The organism is Paenibacillus vortex V453 (assembly GCF_000193415.1).
Classification (GTDB): Bacteria; Bacillota; Bacilli; order Paenibacillales; family Paenibacillaceae; genus Paenibacillus_AQ; species Paenibacillus_AQ glucanolyticus.
In genome coordinates, this window is the sequence record NZ_ADHJ01000018.1 from 51,297 (window position 1) to 70,372 (window position 19,076).

A 19,076-nucleotide genomic window follows, 5' to 3' on the forward strand; every position below is an offset into this window, starting at 1 on the left:
CCGAGTTGAACTCGAGGTCTTTTTTTTGTTGATTAATACGTCGGCATATTGTCCAGGTTGTTGCTGGGATCACCATCCGCATTGGAACGAAGGTGTTCGTCGCCGTCACGTCCACGGAAGACGTTCAGGTTCTTGATCTCTTTATTTTTGACCATGTGTTGAGCTGTTTTGTAGTCAACGACAGTTCCGTTATCCAGCTTAAGTTCGATGATGTCGCCGTCGCCATTTTTGCGTACGCCTACGACTTCTTGTTGTCCATTGTCCATATCATATCGCCTCCCGAGTTTAGTATTCCCGGGAAGCCTTACAATCTATGCATGATATATTGATCTACAATTCGTATACCCGCTGCTGCTCTACAAATTCCATGGTGCCGGTCTTGCCAATGAACGCTTCAACGTCATCGCTGTAATGCATGAGATAGGTACGCTCCTGAATCTCTTCAGGAAGACTTAGCAGTTCGTCAAGGGTAGTATGAACCTCGCCCGGACCCTGCAGCTGGCATTCATGCAGAATAAATTCACAATCCCGCTCGTTCACCAGCTTGTGGAGCAATGCAGGATCAAACACCATATCCGCGCTGTAAAAAATCCGGTCATTCAAATAGAGGGAATAGCTATCCTTCCCTGGAATATGCTGCGTATGAATCAGCTCTACTGAGATTCCCGAAGAGATATCGGCTTTCACCCCAGGTTTCAGGGGACGAACGTCAAATACATCCTCCAGGGAGGAGATATGTCCTTGCTGGTATAATCCGCCCTTGAGAGAATGCTCCCATATCGGTTCGACCAGCGCTTCAGCGATGTAGAGCGGGATTTTGCGATTGTATTTCATTTTCATAATAAAAGCGAGCTCCTCCATACCGCCAACATGGTCAGCATGGATATGCGTGATGAGCAGAGCATCCAAATCATCGAACGTCAGATCTAATTGATGGAGTGCCATAGGAGCCGTAATACCGCAATCAATGAGCAGCGTGAAATCCCCGTCGTGGAACAGTGCATTGTTGTTGTAGTAGTTCTTGGCAAACGCACTGCCGGTGCCAAGCATTTGCAATTTCAGTGTCAATGGATGAAACCTCCTGATGAAATGATGTTAGTCCAGTAAGCTAATGTATATTTTAACGAATTATATGTAGATTTACACCGAGTTTATGATAGAAACACCCCGATGTTGCAGTGAAAATCAAGATAGGCACAGGCCGAAAGGCATGAGGAAAAAATTTTACCACAAAGTGCAAAATTGTCCGCAACTTGTTTTTTGACATGTAGTATACACATATAACAACATGATGAGCCAATGGAGGGAAATGATAAAATGAAGTGGAAAAAAGTGATGGCATGTATGCTCGTGCTTTCTTTAATGGGTAGCAGCACCCTTTTATTTGCAGATTCCGTCAATGAACGGGTTCGTGTATGGATGAACGGACGTGAATTAAAAGATGGCGGGTATTTAATTGATGGCAAAACCTATGTGCCGGTGAGGGAATTTGACGGTGCGGTGGATTGGAATTCTTCCAATGGACAAGTTCAAGTCATCAAGCCGAATGTGCATATTTTTCTGTTTAAAGGAGATACTGTATTCGGCAACGTGAACAAAGGCAAGTTGAAGTTCAATGTATTCAGTCAGGTAGACAGCTTGAACAATGACATCCATGCAGTGAAAGTCGCCATCGAGGATCCTTCGGGTAATATAAAAGATATCCAGTCCCAGGAAGTGAAGGACCGCAAGGATAACTTCTGGTTCAGAACCTATGATTTTACGTACGATTTTAAAACAACCGGCAAGTATTCCGTTGGCTTCTATGTAAAGGTCAAATCGGATACCGGATTTGTGAAAGTTGCGGAGAAAGTGATCACTGCACTTAACTAATGAGAGCGTCCCTTGGGGAAATTGACCTGAAGAAGCTATCCGTGATACGATACGAAAGTATGATAATTTAACCGAAGTGAGGTTTTTTCAATGAGTGAACACAAACATGAACACGGAGATGCTTGCGGTCATGACCACGACCATGAGCATGAAGAGTTTGTGCTGACATTGACGGATGAAGAAGGAAAAGAAGTAGAGATGGTTCTTGTTGAGACATTTGATGTCGGCGAGAAGCTTTACGCGCTTTTGCTTGAACGCGAAAATCCGGAAGCGGACGGCGTCATTCTACGTATGGAAGAAGAGAACGAGGAAATGGTTCTTTACAATATTGAGGACGAAGAGGAATGGAATGAAGTAGAGGCGGTTTATAACGAACTGGTCGCTGCTGCAAACCAGGAATAGTACGCCTTAACTGAAAATCCCGGTGCGAACCTCTCGCATCGGGATTTTTTGTGTGTACAGGTATTTAGAAGATCGGATTGGTTTCCACGATGACCTTCACATTTTGGATGCTGCGGTCCTCAGGACCTTTAACCGGAAGTCCTACATCGACATGATCAATGATGTAATCAATGTTTTCCTGGGAAATAACTTCACCCGGAAGCAGAATCGGAATTCCTGGCGGATAGACATAAATAAATTCAGCAATAATGCGTCCTGCTGATTCCTTGAAAGGAACAACCTCGGTATCCCCGTAGAAAGCATCGCGAGGGATAAGCGACAATTGCGGAATTTCCGGCGTTTTTACAATCAGTTCGTTAATTTCATTCACATGCATGTATACGTCCGAAAGCTCACGGAGCGCCGTCAGCAAAATGTCGATCGTTTCCTGGTTGTCTCCTGGTGTAATGAGGCACAGAATATTGTACATATCACTGAGCTCTACTTCAATATTGTAGTGATCTCGAAGCCAGTTCTCGGTTTCATACCCCGTAATGCCGAGATGGCGGACATGGATCGTCAGCTTGGTTGGATCAAAGGAGTACGTTGCTTCACCGCCTAAAATTTCTTCACCAAAGCTGTACAAGCCATCGATCTTATTGACCTCATCACGTGCATATTGTGCCAGCTCAATCGTTTTTGCAGCCATCTCACGGCCATGAAGAGCCAGGCTCCGGCGCGAAGTATCCAGCGATGCCAGCAAAATATAGGAAGTTGACGTTGTTGTCAGCATACTGATGATGGTCTGTACGCGGTAAGGGTTAATGTAACCGTTCTTGGTATTCACGTTCAGCACGGAGCTTTGGGTCATCGAACCGCCGAGCTTGTGAACGCTGGTCGCTGCCATGTCCGCGCCTGCTTCCATAGCCGACATCGGAAGCTCCTCATGAAAGTGAATCAATACCCCATGCGCCTCATCCACCAGAACAGGCACGTTATAGCTGTGCGCCAAATCGACGATTTCTTTCAGATCTGCGCTTACGCCAAAATAGGTCGGGTTGATGACCAATACAGCTTTTACGTCAGGGTGACGTTTTAACGCTTTCCGAACCGAGCTGATGGTGATCCCGTGGTCAATCCCTACATTATGATCCTGGGCAGGCGATACGAATACGGGCTTGGCGCCGGTAAAAATGATGGCGGAAAGCACGGACTTATGAACATTCCGCGGTACGATGATTTTGTCCCCAGGCGAGCAGACCGACATGATCATGGTCATGATCGCTCCGCTTGTCCCTTGTACACTAAAATAGGTATGATCAGCACCAAATGCGTCAGCAGCCAGCTTCTGGGCTTCCTCGATTACGCCTGTAGGCTGATGCAAGTCGTCAAGCGGCGCAATATTGATCAAATCTATAGAAAAGGCATTATCCCCTATAAATTCCCTAAATTCGGCATCGGTGCCGAGGCCCTTCTTATGTCCCGGAATGTGAAATTGCACGGGGTTTTTGGCCGCGTGTTCCTTAAGTGCGGTGAAGAGCGGTGTACGACTGTGGTCCATGGACGTTGTCACAACCTTTCCTTGTCTGTATTTTCATATGATTTGTTGAATACGGTTATTATATAAACAAAATTGAGTATAGCAAAATAGGGGGGGAATGCAAGGAGAATGTACGGCTTTTCTTGCTTTGTACACGAACCCTTCAAACTTTAGACATATTAAGGAGGAAACTTGAGATCTTCATCTTTCCTTCATTAAAATATCACCCATAAAAAAAGAGCCGCTCAGGCAGCCCTTTCCCCTTTTGATTGCATTCTCGCTTAAAATGCCAATTTATAAAGCGGCAGCAGCGTCTCAAACGTCTCCTGCACCTTCTTAACCAGCTCGTCCCCGTCCAGCTTGACGGCTTCCTCGCGCGGAATCTGCAGACCGCATAAGACCTCGGATTTTTTCACCTGCTTCAGCTTATGAATCAGTGAGGCGAACTCCTGCTCATTCATATCCTGATGAGGCGTGCCAGCCGGGTTCATATGATCCGTGGACCAATAGAAGTTTTTAGGGAGTGCCTTCGCTGTTTTCTTCAGTTTGGCTTCCAAATTGCTTGCAAACAGGGTTTTGTTCGGGCTCTCGTATATGACCGCGAAGATAATAAACAGATGTGTGCCGAACATGCCCACCTGAAAATGGGGCAGAGCTTTGTAACCCCGCTTGCTGGCAGCCCAAGCGACCCAGGTGTCGATGGGAGGGTTGACGGTGCGTCTTGCATGCTTGGCCACGTGCACAAACATCTCTTCACCGGCCAAAGCGGATACATAAGGCGCTATCTCGGCACCCAGCGTCTCCAGCTTGGGTCTTACCCGTTCAATGAGAACCTCCATACGGGCTTCAAGCCCGGGAACGGAGAATACTTCGAAATCTTTATCTGTGAATCCGGTAACCGTCATGGATGTGATGGCCTCCCTGTTGTTGATTTAGATAGAACCTAAACTCGGCTTTTGAATAACTTATTATACCATAAGGCCAATGGACGTCACGCATCGCCCACGAAAGCTTCACCGGATTTTCATGTGGGTTAAAAATAGTCAATAAACCAAGTTACCGTTACATAAGATGGAGTATAAGATATAGATAAGACAACGTCAAAAGCAGCCATTGGGGAATCTTCACCGTCGTCTAGTGATCGGTAGTAAACCGGAGGAGGGAGTGCCGTGAATAAGAGCGAGGAAGTGGAGTATTGCAACCTGGAGCTCCGGTTTGATCGCCGGCATATCCAGGACCTAATCAAGGAATTGATCCAAGAAGGATATTCGCTTTATTGGAGCGAGAATGATACGCAGTTTGTCATTTCAATCCGGACAGGGCGCAAGCTGGTAAAGCTGCGGTTTCAACGCACGGGCAGCGGATTTAAGCTGGTAGGTGATTATATGATTCGCGATCCCAAGCTGGCTGAATGGATGGAAAAATTAATCGAGAATACCCGTGGCCACGCTGTCGTCAAACGTTTCAAGGACCGGCAAATATTGATTGAGAATATTTTGTTCGGTGAGGTCATAAGGCTCGTGGAAATATCCGGCTACCGCCAGCGGGTTTTATTCCAGAAGGGGACGCCGATGACGGAGCAGGAAATGCTGCGGTTGTTCGAGTCGGATGTGGGGGAACAGCGGCTGCTGTTGTCCAGACTGGAAACGGACGATGAGCTTGAAAAGCTTCATGAAGCGCTGCAAGAGGGGAACCGGGATAAAGTCGAGGCGTGCAAGCAAAGATTACTTGAGCTTTCCTTAGAGCTGATGAGGTTGGAGTGGTAAACCTGACTTCACCCGCAGATACAAGTTTAAAGCACGAACAACACTCCGAAACAAAATAGGGGTGTTTTCGCGCGTGTTCTGATTTTGTGACAGGGGTTCACTTGTCAAATGAAAAACGTTAATATAAGATTATTGCAAATCATCTCGGATAGGGATGGGTTGTTTAAAAATATATTGGAGCAAAGGATGGAGAACCAGATGTCAAAACAACAAATCGGTGTCATTGGCCTTGCTGTAATGGGTAAAAACCTGGCCCTGAACATCGAAAGCAAAGGCTTCACCGTTTCCGTATATAACCGCTCTCCGCAAAAAACGGAAGATATGCTGAAGGAAACCGAAGGCAAGCAAGTGAAGGGGACGTTTACGATTGAAGAATTCGTGGATTCCCTTGAAACTCCTCGTAAAATCCTGATCATGGTTCAAGCGGGACAAGCTACTGACGCTACCATTGAACAGCTGATTCCACATTTGGATCAAGGTGATATTATTATCGACGGCGGTAACGCTTATTTCCCTGATACCCAGCGCCGCAGCAAGGAACTGGCTGAACAAGGCTTCAACTTTATCGGTGCTGGCGTTTCCGGTGGTGAAGAGGGTGCGCTGAAAGGCCCTTCCATCATGCCGGGTGGACAAGAAAGTGCATACAAGCTGGTTGAACCTATTCTGACAGCCATCTCGGCTAAAATTAACGAAGAACCATGCTGTACATATATCGGACCAGACGGTGCCGGCCATTATGTAAAAATGGTTCACAACGGTATCGAGTATGGCGATATGCAGCTGATCTGCGAAGCTTACCAACTGCTCAAAGACGTATTGGGTCTGGATGCGAAGGATCTTCATGGAATCTTTACGGAGTGGAACCAGGGCGAACTCGACAGCTATCTGATCGAGATTACAGCTGACATTTTCTCCAAATACGACGAAGAAACCGGCAAGCCGATGGTTGACGTTATTCTGGACACGGCTGGTCAAAAAGGAACAGGCAAATGGACAAGCCAAAGCTCGCTGGATCTGGGCGTGCCATTGTCCATGATTACGGAATCCGTATTCTCCCGCTTCCTGTCCGCCATGAAAGAAGAGCGCGTAGCAGCAAGCAAAATCCTGAACGGTCCTAAAACGGCTGCATTTGACGGCGACAAAGCCGAGTTCATTGAAAATGTGCGCAAAGCGCTGTTTGCAAGTAAGATCGTATCTTACGCCCAAGGCTTCGCACAGCTTCGTGTCGCTTCCGACGAGTACGGCTGGAACCTGCAGTACGGCAACCTCGCTAAAATTTGGCGCGGCGGCTGCATTATCCGTTCCCGTTTCCTGCAAAACATCACCGATGCATATGAGAACAATCCTGAGCTGAAGAACCTTCTGCTGGATCCGTTCTTTACCGATATTATCGAAACCTATCAAGATGCATGGCGTAAAGTTGTCGCTTCCGCGGTGTCCCTGGGTATTCCGGTTCCTGGTTTCTCCAGTGCGCTTGCCTACTACGACAGCTACCGCACAGCAAACCTGCCAGCAAACCTGCTGCAGGCACAGCGTGATTACTTTGGCGCTCACACCTTCAAACGTGTGGACAAAGAAGGAACGTTCCACTACAACTGGATGGACTAAAACCTCAGGTGTAGGACAGAGGTCAATCGGTGCGGGCTTGAGAAGGGGAGATCGCTTCCCGCAGCTCAGCAAGTCCGTGCATGGCTTCTAACAGACAGGTGCGAATGTCGTCGCTCTTTGTGTGGACGTGGTTTCCGCTTCCGAGCAAGAGCAGCGCAGCTTCGCTATAACTGTTGAAATTTTGCAGTAATCGTGGCTTTGAAAGATCCAGCAGCGCCGGATCCTTCAGAGCCACTTTTTTTTGCACAAAATGAAGCACCCAGATCACGTCTTCACGACATAAGGGATAGGATGGGTCGAGTATTCGGCGGATGCGTATGGACGAGGAGGTCAGACCGGTCGGATGGAAAGACATGGATGAGGTTCACTCCTTTCTTTGAGTCTGGTGAGTCTGGTATTCTTGTAATGATTATATGATCCAAGTGAACGAGATAGACTCGCTAAAATAGGAGTTTTGCCTGCTGCAGATGTAGGATTTAGAGAGTCAGGTCCATTGTCGAAAGATTTGGGGCTGTGGTATGATATGAACAACCTTTACAGTGAAGCAGCAAATGGGGTGTAATACTTGGATAAGATGGGTAAGAACATCATTCTGATCGGGATGATGGGCACGGGGAAGTCGACCGTAGGACGCCTCGTGGCAGATTCGCTTGGATATACGCTAATAGATTTGGATACCGAAATCGAGAAGCTGGATGGAAGAACCATCCCCGAGATGTTTGAGGCAGATGGAGAGTCTTATTTCCGTGAAGCGGAATCTGCTGCACTTCGCAGTGTTCTGCTCCGGAAGGGAATTGTTGTTGCATCCGGAGGCGGAGCTGTCCTGAGCTCGGAGAATTGTGAAGCGATGAAACAAGGCGGCTGGGTTGTTGCGCTGACCGCAGATGCAGCCAGTATCGTGGAACGGGTTCGGGGCGATGTCAATCGGCCGCTGCTTGCGGGAGATGTAGAGGAGAGGGTCGGGCGCATTCTGGATGAGCGGAAGGATAAATACCTGTTTGCGGACGTCATGCTCGATACTGTAGGCCGTTCCGCGGAAGAAGTGGCGACTGACATTTTAACGCATTACCGCGGCTAAGATGACAAGAGATCGGCCTGCTGCTTGCGTAATAAGGCATGACGTGGATAGTATTATGCAAAAAAAAGGCGGGGATGATCTTCATCCCGCACCTTCAACTTGATGGAATTCCTATTCTTCATCGTCATGCCATTGCAGCATGCCGCCCTTCATGTTAGTTACATTGTCCAAGCCCTGGTGACTCAAAAATTCGCACACATGCTGACTGCGTCCGCCGCTGCGACAGATAATGATTACTTCTTGATCGCGCGGGATATCATCCAGGCGATTCGGAATGTCGCCCATAGGAATATGCTTGGCACCGCTGATCATGCCTGCCGCAACTTCCTCGTCCTCGCGGACATCAATCATGTACACATTTTCGCCGTTTTGAAGCCGGCTTCTAAGTTCCGAAGTTTCAATCTGAGGGATCGGTTTCATCATATAGACCTCTTTTCTAATCATAAAAATTTAAGATCATATCGATCTTTAGTTTCTGGTTTCATATGAACTATGATAACCAAGCGGTTCTTCCTCTGTCAATTTATCCTAATGGATGATTCAAGCGAGGATATCCGCATCATAATATATACAAGGAGAGATACATACCATGGACGTAATCGTCAGGCCTACACCGAAATTGAACGGAGAGATTGGAGCTCTGTCCTCCAAGAACTATACCACTCGCTACTTGCTTGTAGCTGCGCTTGCGGAAGGGACCAGCACGATTTATTACCCTGCTCACAGTGAAGATAGTGATGCTATGAGACGCTGCATTCAGGATCTCGGAGCCGTGATCGAGGAGGACGAGGAGAAAGCGGTCATTACAGGTTTTGGCAAATCTCCTCGCGATGTGAAGGAATTGAATGTGGGCAACGCTGGGGCCGTTCTGCGCTTCTTGATGGGCGTCACCGCATTGTCTAAAGAAGTAACTTTCGTAAATACCTATCCCGATTCCCTTGGCAAACGCCCCCATGATGATCTTATTGAGACGCTGGGCCAACTGGGTGTGGAAGTGGAGCATAATGAGGGCAGACTGCCCATCACGATACGCGGCGGACATCCGAAAGGCGGACAGCTCACCGTATCAGGGGAGGTCAGCTCGCAGTATTTAAGCGCACTGCTGTTCTTGACCCCACTGCTTGCCGAGGATAGCGAGATTACCGTAACCGGTGATCTGAAATCCAAGGTGGTTATCGGTCAGACTCTGGAAGTGTTGGAGCAGGCGGGCATCACCATAGACGCAGCAGAGGATTATACGTTCTTCCGCGTTCCTGGCGGACAATCATACGAAGCGAAGACCTACACGGTTCAAGGGGACTATCCGGGATCTGCGGCTGTCCTGGCAGCTGCAGCGGTAACGCAATCGGATGTTACGATCCGCAATCTGTCGGAGGACAGCAAGCAAGGCGAGCGTGCCATTATCGATGTTCTCCGTAAGATGGAGGTTCCCCTCACGCATGAGAACGGTAACGTTCATGTGGAGGGGAACGGTACCCTGAAGGCGCTCGAATTCGATGGAGACGCAGCGACAGATGCGGTTCTTGCCATGGTGGCGGCAGCCGTATTTGCCGAAGGGACGTCCCGGTTCTACAATGTGGAGAATCTCCGCTACAAGGAATGTGACCGGATTACCGATTACTTAAACGAGCTGCGGAAAGCGGGAGCCAATGTGGAAGAACGTCAGGCTGAGATCATCGTGCATGGTCGGCCGGAAGGAGTCGAGGGCGGTGTGGAGATCAATGCCCATTTTGATCATCGCGTCATCATGGCCCTGACGGTGGTTGGTCTTCGCGCGCAGCAGCCGATCCGCATTAAGGACGCGCATCACGTAGCGAAGTCGTACCCACAGTATTTTGATCATGTGAGGGCGCTTGGCGCCGATGTGGAATGGGTAAAATAGAGGGGAACTCCGCTACGCATATCAAGGGAATGGAAAGGTGGTCATAAACCATGGCATTTGAAAATCCGACACGTGAAGAAATCGCGGATATTTTGCGTAATGCAGGCAATATCGCTGTCGTAGGTCTGTCTGACCGGCCGGATCGTACATCCCATATGGTATCCGCTGCAATGCAGATGCGCGGATACCGCATCATCCCGGTTAATCCTGGTGCAGCTGAAATTCTGGGGGAGAAGAGTTATCCGTCTCTGAAGGACATACCGGAGCCCGTCCATATCGTCAATGTGTTCAGACGCAGCGAATATTGCGCGGAGGTCGCACGGGAAGCTGCCGAGATCGGCGCCAAGGTGCTCTGGCTGCAGCAGGGCATTATCAGTGAAGAGGCTGCGGCCATCGCCGAGAGCAGCGGTATGATCGCGATCATGGACCGGTGCATTAAGGTGGAGGACTCTATTGCACTCGGCGGGCGTTAACATGAATCTGTAATCAGGGTATCGCGAGTTAGTAAAGCAAGTCTTACATTGAAGCAGCCGGTAGCAGACTGGACACGGTCTGAACCTGCCGTTGTTCCTGCTTGTAGGACTTGCTTTTCTGTGTGACATGGCCCTTATTTCTTTTTGACAAAAACAGGCTTAACGCTTACCATCAAGGATAGAAAGGAGGGCTCGCCTTGAATTGGTTGGGATCATTACAGCAGCTGGGCAGAGCAGTCATGCTCCCTACAATGGCGCTTCCGGCTGCAGCTCTCCTGCTTAGCGTGGGGAGTCTGCCATGGTCGGCGTGGGGCTTCGGAATCTTGGGGGAAATTACCCAGGCAGCCGGACACGGTGTGTTTTATTATATGCCGTATTTATTTGCCATCGGTGTCGCGTGGGGGCTCTCGAATCAGGGAGGTCCTGCAGGGCTTGCGGCTCTGGCCGGTATGTTCATTTATGATCAGGTTATATCCCGTCTGGGTGACGGGAGTGTGCAGCCCTCAACCTTGATCGGTATTATTTTTGGAGTCATGTCCGGTTACGTTTATAACCGGTTCAAACATATCAAACTTCCCGAAGCCATACAGTTTTTTGGAGGCTCCCGGTTTGTCCTGTTGTTCATGGGACTGTTCTCCACCATATTTGCATGGATCATGCTGGGGATGGCACCGATTGTACAGCGAGGTTTTGATGCGTTCTATGAGCTTACCGTACATATGGGCGCTTTCGGTTTGTTTCTTTACGGTATTTTGTACCGGGTACTGACAGCGTTCGGTCTGCATCACCTGCTGAACAATGTGTACTGGTTTCAGCTGGGCTCCTATGAGACAGAAGACGGTACCATCGTTCAGGGGGATCTGCCTCGATTTTTTGCAGGTGATCCGACTGCGGGGGACTTCATGGCTGGGCTCTTCCCGATCATGATGTTTGCCCTGCCGGCGATTGCGTTTGCTATCATTCAAGAAGCGCGTGAAGATCTGAAGCCGAAAGTGAAAAAAACGTTTATGCGGTCCGCGCTTGTCTGTTTTTTAACCGGGGTTTCGGAGCAGATCGAATTTGCGTTTTTATTTGCGTCTCCTTATCTGTATGTGCTCCACGCCCTGATGGCCGGATTCGCCATGGTGCTTACCTATTCATTTGATATTCATCACGGGTTTTCGTACTCGGCCGGATTTATCGATTATGTGCTGAATTTTCACTTGTCTCAGAACGCCTGGATGATCATACCGATCGGGATCGTGTACGGTCTTGTCTATTATTTTCTGTTCCGATGGGCGATACGTACCTTCGAGATCCCGACACCAGGGCGCGAGGAAGGCTCGGCGCTGGAAGGCCGGGCGGGAGATATCCCATACCAGGCACCGCTCATACTGGAGGCGCTTGGCGGCAAAGACAATATCGTTCAGGTCCAGTCCTGCATGACGCGTCTGAGATTGACCGTATACAACGATCGCCAGATTGATTCCGATGCACTTAAACTGCTGGGTTCAGCTGGCATCATTAAGCTGGGCGGAGGGAATGTGCAAGTGGTGTTCGGGACCTATTCCGAGCTCATCCGCGAGGAAATCAACAAGCTGATGCAGCAGGATTTGCCGCGCGTTCTGTTCAGTGCACCTGTACAGGGGCGCATGCTTCCGATTGACGAGGTGCCCGATGACATATTTGCCGCCAAGCTTGTCGGCAACGGTGTTGCTTTTATACCGGAAAAAGGGGAGCTTGTATCCCCGGTCTACGGTACCGTGATGCATGTCTACCCGACGATGCACGCGATCGGGATATCAACACCTGAGGGGCTTGAGGTGCTGATTCATATTGGCATCGATACTTCCCAGCTGAAGGGGCCGTTTACGGCTGTAGTTGGGGAAGGGGATACCGTTGAACCGGGGCAGCTGTTGGTCAAATTTGATCTGGCTTATCTAAAGACACATGCCGCATCACTGGCCACGCCAATGGTCATCACCAATCCCGATAAAGTAAGATCTTGGAGCTATGCTCCATTCAAGTCCGTTAAGAGAGGACAGTCATCTGTCATGTCCGTCGTTTTAAATGAGAGTAATGCTGGGGGTAGAGAATCATGATACAAGGCATTGGCGCAGCAACAGGCGTAGCGATCGGTAAGGCTTTCGTACTGCCGCATTGGGAGCTGGATCTTCCCGATTCCGAAATGGACGCTGTCGATTTAGCCAAAGAGTTCGAGCGCTTATATGAAGGCATACGAACCTCCAAGAATGAAATTGAATATATCAAGAACGAGTTCAAGGAAATGGTGGGGCACGAAGAATCGCAGATCTTTGATGCGCATCTGGCCATACTGGAGGATCCTGTATTTATGAATGAAATTCAAGGGATCATCGAGCGCCAGTACAAGGCGGCCGAGGTGGCGGTCAAAGAGGCGATTGATCATTTCGTATCCATGTTCGATCTGCTGGATGACGAATATATGAAGGAGCGGGCGCTCGATATTAAGGATGTTGGCAACCGGCTGCTCAAGCATCTTCTCGGTGCTCCCGAAGTCAAGCTTCCGGCCGATACCCAGCCCTACATCCTGGTGGCGAAGGAGCTTTCTCCGTCACAGCTGGTGCATCTTAACCCTTCCCACGTTCTTGGTATAGTAACGATGACAGGTGGCAAGACCTCTCACTCGGCAATTATGGCTCGTGCGCTTGGCATACCGCTTGTATCAGGCATTGAGAACAAGCTGGAGAAGCCGATCCAGACCGGGGAGCATTTGGTTGTGGATGGGGACGAGGGCCTGCTGTATTTGGAGCCGGACACCCTGATTGTGGAACGTTATGAAGGAATACGCGATCAGCAGCGGAAAAAGAAAGAGCAGCTGCAGCTCCTAGCAACCGTTGACGCGGTGACGAAGGATGGCACGTATTTCAATCTGGCCGCGAATATGAACTCCGTCAAGGAGCTCGATATTGCGCTGAAGAACGGGGCTAAGGGAGTCGGACTGTTCCGGACTGAATTTTTATATATGGATCGTCACAATTTCCCGACCGAGGAAGAGCAGTTTGAAGTGTATAAGCTGGTGGCCGAGAACGCTGGTAAAGCCTCGGTCGTGATACGTACACTGGATATCGGCGGTGATAAACAGCTGGATTACTTCGCGCTGCCGGAAGAAGAAAACCCATTCCTCGGTTACCGCGCGATACGTATCAGCTTGGATCGGACGGAGCTGTTTCAGACGCAGCTGTCAGCTATTTTGCAGGCGAGCGCTTATGGCAACGTCAAAATCATGTACCCGATGATATCCTCGGTTGAGGAAGTCAAGCAGGCTAATGTCGTGCTTCGGCGTGCGATGGCCGATTTGGACCGTCGTGGCATTGCATACAATCCTGACATTAAGGTCGGGATCATGATTGAGGTACCGGCAGCTGTCACGATCTCGGATTTGCTGGCGGAAGAAACGGATTTCTTCAGCATCGGCACCAACGACCTCGTTCAGTATGTGCTGGCGGTGGACCGGATGAATGAACAGATCGCGCATATGTACCATCCGTTTCATCCTGCGGTCTTGCGCATGCTTCGGACGACGGTAGAGGCGGCACACGAGGCTGGCATTCCGGTTAGTGTGTGCGGAGAATTGGCCGGGGACGAGAGAGCGATTCCGCTGTGGCTTGAGCTTGGCGTTCAGGATTTAAGCATGTCTCCGCAATCCCTGCTTCGCGTGAAGCATCGCATATTGAATACAAATGCGGCTGAAGCGAAGGGAGAGGCAGCAGCTTGCTTCAAATTGCGCACCAGCTCCGCTGTTGAAGAACGTCTCAGCGCCTTTGCGGAACGCAGCAGTTATTTGAACGGCACCAACGGTACGGACAGCACGGCCTCTTGAAGGTTCATAATAAGGGTTGAAATTTTTATTTCAGGTTTTCTTTTCTGGGAGGACAAGCTATATTTACGCCAAAACAGCCTCTGCATTCACGGTCCAGTGAATGCAGAGGCTGTTTGTGCATCGTTAGGTTAAGGGGAATCTAGTCACGCTGTGCCAGAGCATCGCAAAAAGCTTTGCCGTATGGCGGCAGGTCCGGTGGGCGGCGCGCCGAAATAATGTGGCCGTCGGTCACAACCGCCTCATCCACCCAGATGGAGCCGGCATTCTCCATATCGTCCCGAATCCCGGGCGTGGAGGTCACCGTGACGCCATCCAGAATTTTGGCGGAGATCAGCACCCATCCAGCATGGCAGATTTGTCCGATCGGCTTTTTGTCTTCGTTCATTTCTTTGACCAACTGGAGCACTTTATCATAACGGCGCAGTTTGTCCGGCGCCCAGCCGCCTGGGACGAGAATCCCGTCATAGTCCTTGCTGTTCAGCTCTTCGAATGCATACTCGGCCTGAGCCGGAACACCATATTTGCCGGTGTACGTTTTTCCTTTTTCAAGCCCGGCAAGATGGACCTCCGCCCCCTCTTCACGGACCCGGTATACGGGGTACCACAATTCCAGATCCTCAAACTCCTCGTCTACAAGCGCTATAACTTTTTTTCCTGTCAGTCTCATGTTATAACAGACTCCTTTCTCCGCGAATGTTTTGATCTATCCGTATTACGACTGATTACATCTCTTGAGTCTGTATATATTGTAACAAAGATAGAGGGGCGTTTCATAGGAATGACCCGGAAATGAACATTTGGAAACATATCTGGTAAATAAAGCATTATCACAAATTAGCAGGATTCTTTGGTATGATAGTCGAATAGAACTAGTTTAGGTGACAGATTTGTGACAAGGGACTTTTGGTTTTAGATTACGCGATAGGATTTGGGGTGGGCAATTTGTTCAAAACCTGCAACTGCGGACAATTTATGAAGTTAGAACTAAGAAAGCTGATTCATGAAAGAAAAACTCGAATATGTCATGTTCCTGTTTATGCCTGTCAGGCTTGCAAGAAGTATGAGCTTCTACCTCTTATTAAACCGGATTTACTTCGCTATCTCGCATCGATTAGCAATGAGAGCAGGCGAATAAGCGTCTCGTTTGCAGATGTCAATGAGTCAGCCTATGTTCTACGAGAAGTGTTCCGTACATACGTTGATGATTCTATGGTAGAATTGCAGTCACGCTGCATGGAAGCTTTTGATGACCGAATTAACATGCTGTTGGATCTGTTTCGGTATGCCCAGAACATGGGCGATGATGACTGGATGAGACAAATGGAGGGGAGACTTGAGCAGTTAAGCGCCATAAAATCCCTCATTCCTGAAAACTCCGGTCATTATTCAAGATAATTTTCAGAAAATTTTCGCGGTTGTTGGATTTTTCACGCACTTTTTGTTAGGATAGAGGATAGGAACTTCAATACAATGAAGGGGATGTATATCCTATGGCGACGTTGACGAAAATGACTACTATCGAGGAGGTTACGCAACACGCTTGAATCTTCGGAACAGAAGCCCTTGTCTGTTGTTCAAACATAGTACCAGATGCCCAATCAGTGCCAGAGCTTATAAGGAAGTCCAGGCTTACCTCCAGGACCGGCCGAACGAGCAGATTGACTATGTATGGATCGACGTCATTGCTGACCGACCGATATCGACTCAGGCTGCGGAAACTCTGAGCACTGTACACGAATCGCCACAAGTTATTCTTGTAAAAGAAGGAGCGCCAGTCTGGCATACATCCCATTTTCATATTACGGCTGAAGCGCTGAAAACTCAATTGGACGGCATCTAGTGCCGTGTCGTTGCACAAAGCAGTAATTTGTCGTATCATAAATTCAATTGGTATTGAACGAATGAAAATCTATTGGCAATGGAGAGAAGGAATTTGACGGTAACCATTTACGATGTTGCGCGCGAAGCAGGCGTTTCCATGGCGACGGTATCCCGGGTTGTAAACAATAACCCGAACGTTAAGCCTCAGACCCGGAAAAAAGTATACGAAGCGATTGAACGTTTAGGGTATCGTCCGAATGCGGTAGCCAGAGGTCTGGCCAGCAAGAAGACCACAACCGTCGGCGTTGTGATCCCGGACATTTCGAACTCGATATTTGCGGAAATTGCCCGTGGTATTGAGGATATTGCTAACATGTACCACTATAATATAATTTTGTGTAATGCCGACAAGCGGAAGGAAAAAGAAATCCGCGTTATCAACACATTGCTGGAGAAGCAAGTGGATGGCCTGCTGTTTATGGGCGGGACTGTGACGGACGAGCACATCCAGGCATTCCAGACATCGGCTGTGCCGATTGTTCTGTGTGCGACAAGCGATGAGAGAGGTTCGTATCCTTCAGTCGATATTGATCATGAGCAGGCGGCATTTGATGCGGTTAGCACATTGGTTCGGCATGGACATCGCGAGATCGCTATGATCAGCGGTACATTGCAGGATCCGGCTAACGGTTATGCCCGTTTTCAAGGCTACAAAAAGGCGCTTGAGGCTGCAGGCATCGAGTATCAAGAGGATCTGGTGCGGATCGGGAACTACCGTTATGAGTCCGGTGTTGAAGCTATGAAATACTTCCTGGGACTCAAGAAGAAACCAACAGCGATTTTTGCCGCTACCGATGAGATGGCGATTGGTGCCATTCACAGCATTCAGGATGAAGGTTATAAGGTACCGGATGATTTCTCGATTATCAGTGTAGATAATATCCGGATGGCTTCGATGGTTCGTCCGCAGCTGACAACCGTAGCTCAACCGATGTATGATCTTGGTGCAGTGGCGATGCGTCTGCTTACCAAGCTGATGAAGAAAGAGAACGTGGAGAATCCTCGCGTGATTCTGCCGCATGAAACGATTCTTCGTCTGTCGGTTAGCCATGTGAACGAGTAAGAAGAGAGTACCAAAGCTTTAAAATTAACACCGAATTAATCTGAAGAAAGCTCCTGGTTTTAAGGGGCTTTTTTCTGGTGGAAATCTTTATGCGCTTTTGAACAGGAGGGACGAAGTATGACAACACAGGTAATCGGCCTCATTGGGGCCATGGACGAAGAAGTGGAGCTGCTGCTTGGTCAATTGGAGAATAAAGTGACGACGGTTAAAGCAGGGGTTACTTATGCTTCGGGAACGCTTCACGGCAAACAGGTTGTGGTTTGCAAGAGCGGGGTGGGCAAGGTTAATGCTGCTGTCACCACGCAAATTTTGATTGACTCCTTTGGCGTTTCGAAAATATTGTTTACGGGTGTTGCAGGTGCGCTGCATCCGGATCTGAATATCGGCGATATTGTCATTTCCTCTTCATGTATGCAGCATGATATGGATGTGACCCCGTTAGGATTTGCCCGTGGCATGATTCCTTATCAGGAGGTATCTGATTTTCCTGCGGATCAATCCTTGATCGAGCTCGCAGAAGAAGCTTGCAAAGAGTTGTCTGTTGATCACTATGTGATCGGTAAGGTACTGTCCGGTGACCAGTTCATTGCCAGCCGTGAAACCGTCCAGACTCTCTACGAGGATCTAAACGGAGCTTGCGCGGAAATGGAGGGCTCTGCCGTTGCGCAGGTATGCTATATGAACCACGTGCCTTATGTCGTGATCAGATCCATGTCGGACAAGGCAGACGGTTCGGCGCATGTCAATTTCCCCGAGTTTACAGTGAAAGCTTCCAGGCGCTCTCACGAAATCGTGAATTATATGCTGGGCAGACTCTAGCAACGAAATAGTATAAAGCGAAACTATCATAGTCTTGCATATCGTAGCGTAGTGCAGGACAATATAAACAAACTCCCCGGGGAATCCGGGGAGTTTGTTTATATTCTATCGATTAATACATGAATCGCTGTCTGAACCGGATGCGGTCGAATTGCTCTTGCGATGATAGCGGCACATGTCGCCCGATTTTGACCATCAGACAGTTGGCCGGGTGGGAACAAATCTCCGGATCATCGGTAGCATACCATTCCATATCGACCACTTTCATTAATCGCTCCATCATTTTGCGGTAATCCCATACGTTAAGGCCGCTTCCCTTGAGGTCCCAATGCCAGTAATATTCTGTGGTGAAGACGATGTACTGCTCCATCTGTCCTTCTTGAAAGGCAGTCTTAATCATCTGCTGCCCAAGTCCCAGCGAACGGTAGTCGTTCGCTACTTCAATAGCACCCAGCTCAATTAAATCTTTCATATTGCCCTCAGACCAGCGTTCCTGCTCATCCGGGTAATGAAAAGTTACATATCCTACGATCATGTTGCGGTCTCTCGTGATGATAATTCTGCCTTCGGGCAGGCCTGCAATTTCCACCAAAGCTTCATGCTGCTCACCAGGACGACGAAAAGCCTTGAGATCAGGGTGCATGGTTAGTTCGGATAGTTGCTCGGGAGGTACAGGGCCTTCGATGATCAGGCGGCGGTCTTCAGGGAACAAAACATGAGACTGGTATACCTTGCAGTGTTCCATCCGTTACGCTCCTTTCAATTCCATACCCTACTTATAGCAAAAAAATAAAAAAATGAAAAGCAATGACAGGCAAACAACAGCTATGATATAATCTTTTCGACATAAAACCTTCACAATTATATCGTAC

21 protein-coding genes are annotated in these 19,076 nt (G+C 48.8%); 13 read left to right on the forward strand and 8 right to left on the reverse strand.

The genetic code is table 11. The features are described 5' to 3' along the window. Window positions 1-32: 32 nt before the first annotated feature. Both PVOR_RS10650 and PVOR_RS10655 read right to left on the reverse strand, forming a co-directional pair. Window positions 33-266, reverse strand: a complete 234-nt coding sequence (locus tag PVOR_RS10650; protein ID WP_006209173.1) for a DUF3892 domain-containing protein — start codon at window positions 264-266, stop codon at window positions 33-35. Window positions 267-330: 64 nt separating this feature from the next. Then, window positions 331-1,068, reverse strand: a complete 738-nt coding sequence (locus PVOR_RS10655) for an MBL fold metallo-hydrolase (RefSeq protein WP_006209174.1) — start codon at window positions 1,066-1,068, stop codon at window positions 331-333. Between the two features lie 249 nt (window positions 1,069-1,317). On the opposite strand from PVOR_RS10655, the gene PVOR_RS10660 reads away from it, so the two are divergent. After that, window positions 1,318-1,872, forward strand: a complete 555-nt coding sequence (locus tag PVOR_RS10660; protein WP_006209175.1) for a hypothetical protein — start codon at window positions 1,318-1,320, stop codon at window positions 1,870-1,872. Between the two features lie 90 nt (window positions 1,873-1,962). After that, window positions 1,963-2,274 (forward strand): DUF1292 domain-containing protein, encoded by a 312-nt coding sequence (locus PVOR_RS10665; protein ID WP_006209176.1) that lies wholly within the window; start codon window positions 1,963-1,965, stop codon window positions 2,272-2,274. A gap of 64 nt (window positions 2,275-2,338) precedes the next feature. On the opposite strand, the gene PVOR_RS10670 is transcribed toward PVOR_RS10665, so the two are convergent. Both PVOR_RS10670 and PVOR_RS10675 read right to left on the reverse strand, forming a co-directional pair. Continuing rightward, complete coding sequence (locus PVOR_RS10670) at window positions 2,339-3,814, reverse strand: aminotransferase class I/II-fold pyridoxal phosphate-dependent enzyme (protein ID WP_006209177.1); 1,476 nt, start codon at window positions 3,812-3,814, stop codon at window positions 2,339-2,341. A 260-nt stretch (window positions 3,815-4,074) separates the two neighbouring features. After that, window positions 4,075-4,698: a DUF1054 domain-containing protein gene (locus PVOR_RS10675; protein WP_006209178.1), complete on the reverse strand. Its 624-nt coding sequence runs from the start codon at window positions 4,696-4,698 to the stop codon at window positions 4,075-4,077. 264 nt (window positions 4,699-4,962) lie between these two features. Between PVOR_RS10675 and PVOR_RS10680 the strand changes: the two genes are divergently transcribed. Beyond that, the gene (locus tag PVOR_RS10680; RefSeq protein ID WP_006209179.1) at window positions 4,963-5,559 is read left to right on the forward strand and encodes a hypothetical protein; all 597 of its coding nucleotides are present in this window, start codon (window positions 4,963-4,965) and stop codon (window positions 5,557-5,559) included. A gap of 198 nt (window positions 5,560-5,757) precedes the next feature. Then, the gene (gndA, locus tag PVOR_RS10685; RefSeq protein ID WP_006209180.1) at window positions 5,758-7,167 is read left to right on the forward strand and encodes an NADP-dependent phosphogluconate dehydrogenase; all 1,410 of its coding nucleotides are present in this window, start codon (window positions 5,758-5,760) and stop codon (window positions 7,165-7,167) included. A gap of 22 nt (window positions 7,168-7,189) precedes the next feature. Here the strand turns inward: gndA and PVOR_RS10690 are convergent, their stop codons facing one another. Continuing rightward, complete coding sequence (locus PVOR_RS10690; protein WP_006209181.1) at window positions 7,190-7,522, reverse strand: hypothetical protein; 333 nt, start codon at window positions 7,520-7,522, stop codon at window positions 7,190-7,192. 219 nt (window positions 7,523-7,741) lie between these two features. Here PVOR_RS10690 and PVOR_RS10695 point away from each other — a divergent pair, with 219 nt between their 5' ends. Continuing rightward, entirely contained in the window at window positions 7,742-8,245 is a 504-nt protein-coding gene (locus PVOR_RS10695) for a shikimate kinase (protein ID WP_040680510.1), read from the forward strand. 111 nt (window positions 8,246-8,356) lie between these two features. Here PVOR_RS10695 and PVOR_RS10700 read toward each other — a convergent pair whose 3' ends face one another. Beyond that, complete coding sequence (locus tag PVOR_RS10700; RefSeq protein ID WP_006209183.1) at window positions 8,357-8,665, reverse strand: rhodanese-like domain-containing protein; 309 nt, start codon at window positions 8,663-8,665, stop codon at window positions 8,357-8,359. A 169-nt stretch (window positions 8,666-8,834) separates the two neighbouring features. Between PVOR_RS10700 and aroA the strand changes: the two genes are divergently transcribed. The 4 genes from aroA to ptsP all read left to right on the forward strand — a co-directional run bounded on the left by aroA (window position 8,835) and on the right by ptsP (window position 14,441). Continuing rightward, window positions 8,835-10,127 (forward strand): 3-phosphoshikimate 1-carboxyvinyltransferase, encoded by a 1,293-nt coding sequence (aroA, locus tag PVOR_RS10705; protein WP_006209184.1) that lies wholly within the window; start codon window positions 8,835-8,837, stop codon window positions 10,125-10,127. Window positions 10,128-10,177: 50 nt separating this feature from the next. Further along, window positions 10,178-10,600 carry a CoA-binding protein gene (locus PVOR_RS10710; protein WP_006209185.1) on the forward strand — a complete coding sequence of 141 codons (423 nt, stop codon included), beginning with the start codon at window positions 10,178-10,180 and terminating at the stop codon, window positions 10,598-10,600. Between the two features lie 197 nt (window positions 10,601-10,797). After that, window positions 10,798-12,681, forward strand: a complete 1,884-nt coding sequence (locus PVOR_RS10715; protein ID WP_006209186.1) for a glucose PTS transporter subunit IIA — start codon at window positions 10,798-10,800, stop codon at window positions 12,679-12,681. Next, entirely contained in the window at window positions 12,678-14,441 is a 1,764-nt protein-coding gene (gene ptsP, locus PVOR_RS10720; protein WP_006209187.1) for a phosphoenolpyruvate--protein phosphotransferase, read from the forward strand. The genes PVOR_RS10715 and ptsP overlap by 4 nt, the downstream gene beginning before the upstream one ends. 139 nt (window positions 14,442-14,580) lie before the next feature. On the opposite strand, the gene PVOR_RS10725 is transcribed toward ptsP, so the two are convergent. Next, window positions 14,581-15,108 (reverse strand): type 1 glutamine amidotransferase domain-containing protein, encoded by a 528-nt coding sequence (locus tag PVOR_RS10725; protein WP_006209188.1) that lies wholly within the window; start codon window positions 15,106-15,108, stop codon window positions 14,581-14,583. Window positions 15,109-15,344: 236 nt separating this feature from the next. Here PVOR_RS10725 and PVOR_RS10730 point away from each other — a divergent pair, with 236 nt between their 5' ends. The 4 genes from PVOR_RS10730 (at window position 15,345) to PVOR_RS10745 (ending at window position 18,204) form a co-directional block, all read left to right on the forward strand. Beyond that, a complete protein-coding gene (locus PVOR_RS10730; RefSeq protein ID WP_006209189.1) occupies window positions 15,345-15,836 on the forward strand; it encodes a hypothetical protein in 492 nt (163 codons plus the stop codon). Window positions 15,837-15,981: 145 nt separating this feature from the next. Beyond that, entirely contained in the window at window positions 15,982-16,281 is a 300-nt protein-coding gene (gene ytxJ / locus PVOR_RS10735; protein ID WP_006209190.1) for a bacillithiol system redox-active protein YtxJ, read from the forward strand. Window positions 16,282-16,374: 93 nt separating this feature from the next. Next, window positions 16,375-17,385 carry a catabolite control protein A gene (gene ccpA / locus PVOR_RS10740; RefSeq protein WP_006209191.1) on the forward strand — a complete coding sequence of 337 codons (1,011 nt, stop codon included), beginning with the start codon at window positions 16,375-16,377 and terminating at the stop codon, window positions 17,383-17,385. Between the two features lie 117 nt (window positions 17,386-17,502). Then, complete coding sequence (locus tag PVOR_RS10745; RefSeq protein WP_006209192.1) at window positions 17,503-18,204, forward strand: 5'-methylthioadenosine/adenosylhomocysteine nucleosidase; 702 nt, start codon at window positions 17,503-17,505, stop codon at window positions 18,202-18,204. 112 nt (window positions 18,205-18,316) lie between these two features. Here the strand turns inward: PVOR_RS10745 and PVOR_RS10750 are convergent, their stop codons facing one another. Then, a complete protein-coding gene (locus PVOR_RS10750) occupies window positions 18,317-18,949 on the reverse strand; it encodes a GNAT family N-acetyltransferase (RefSeq protein ID WP_006209193.1) in 633 nt (210 codons plus the stop codon). Window positions 18,950-19,076: the final 127 nt, after the last annotated feature.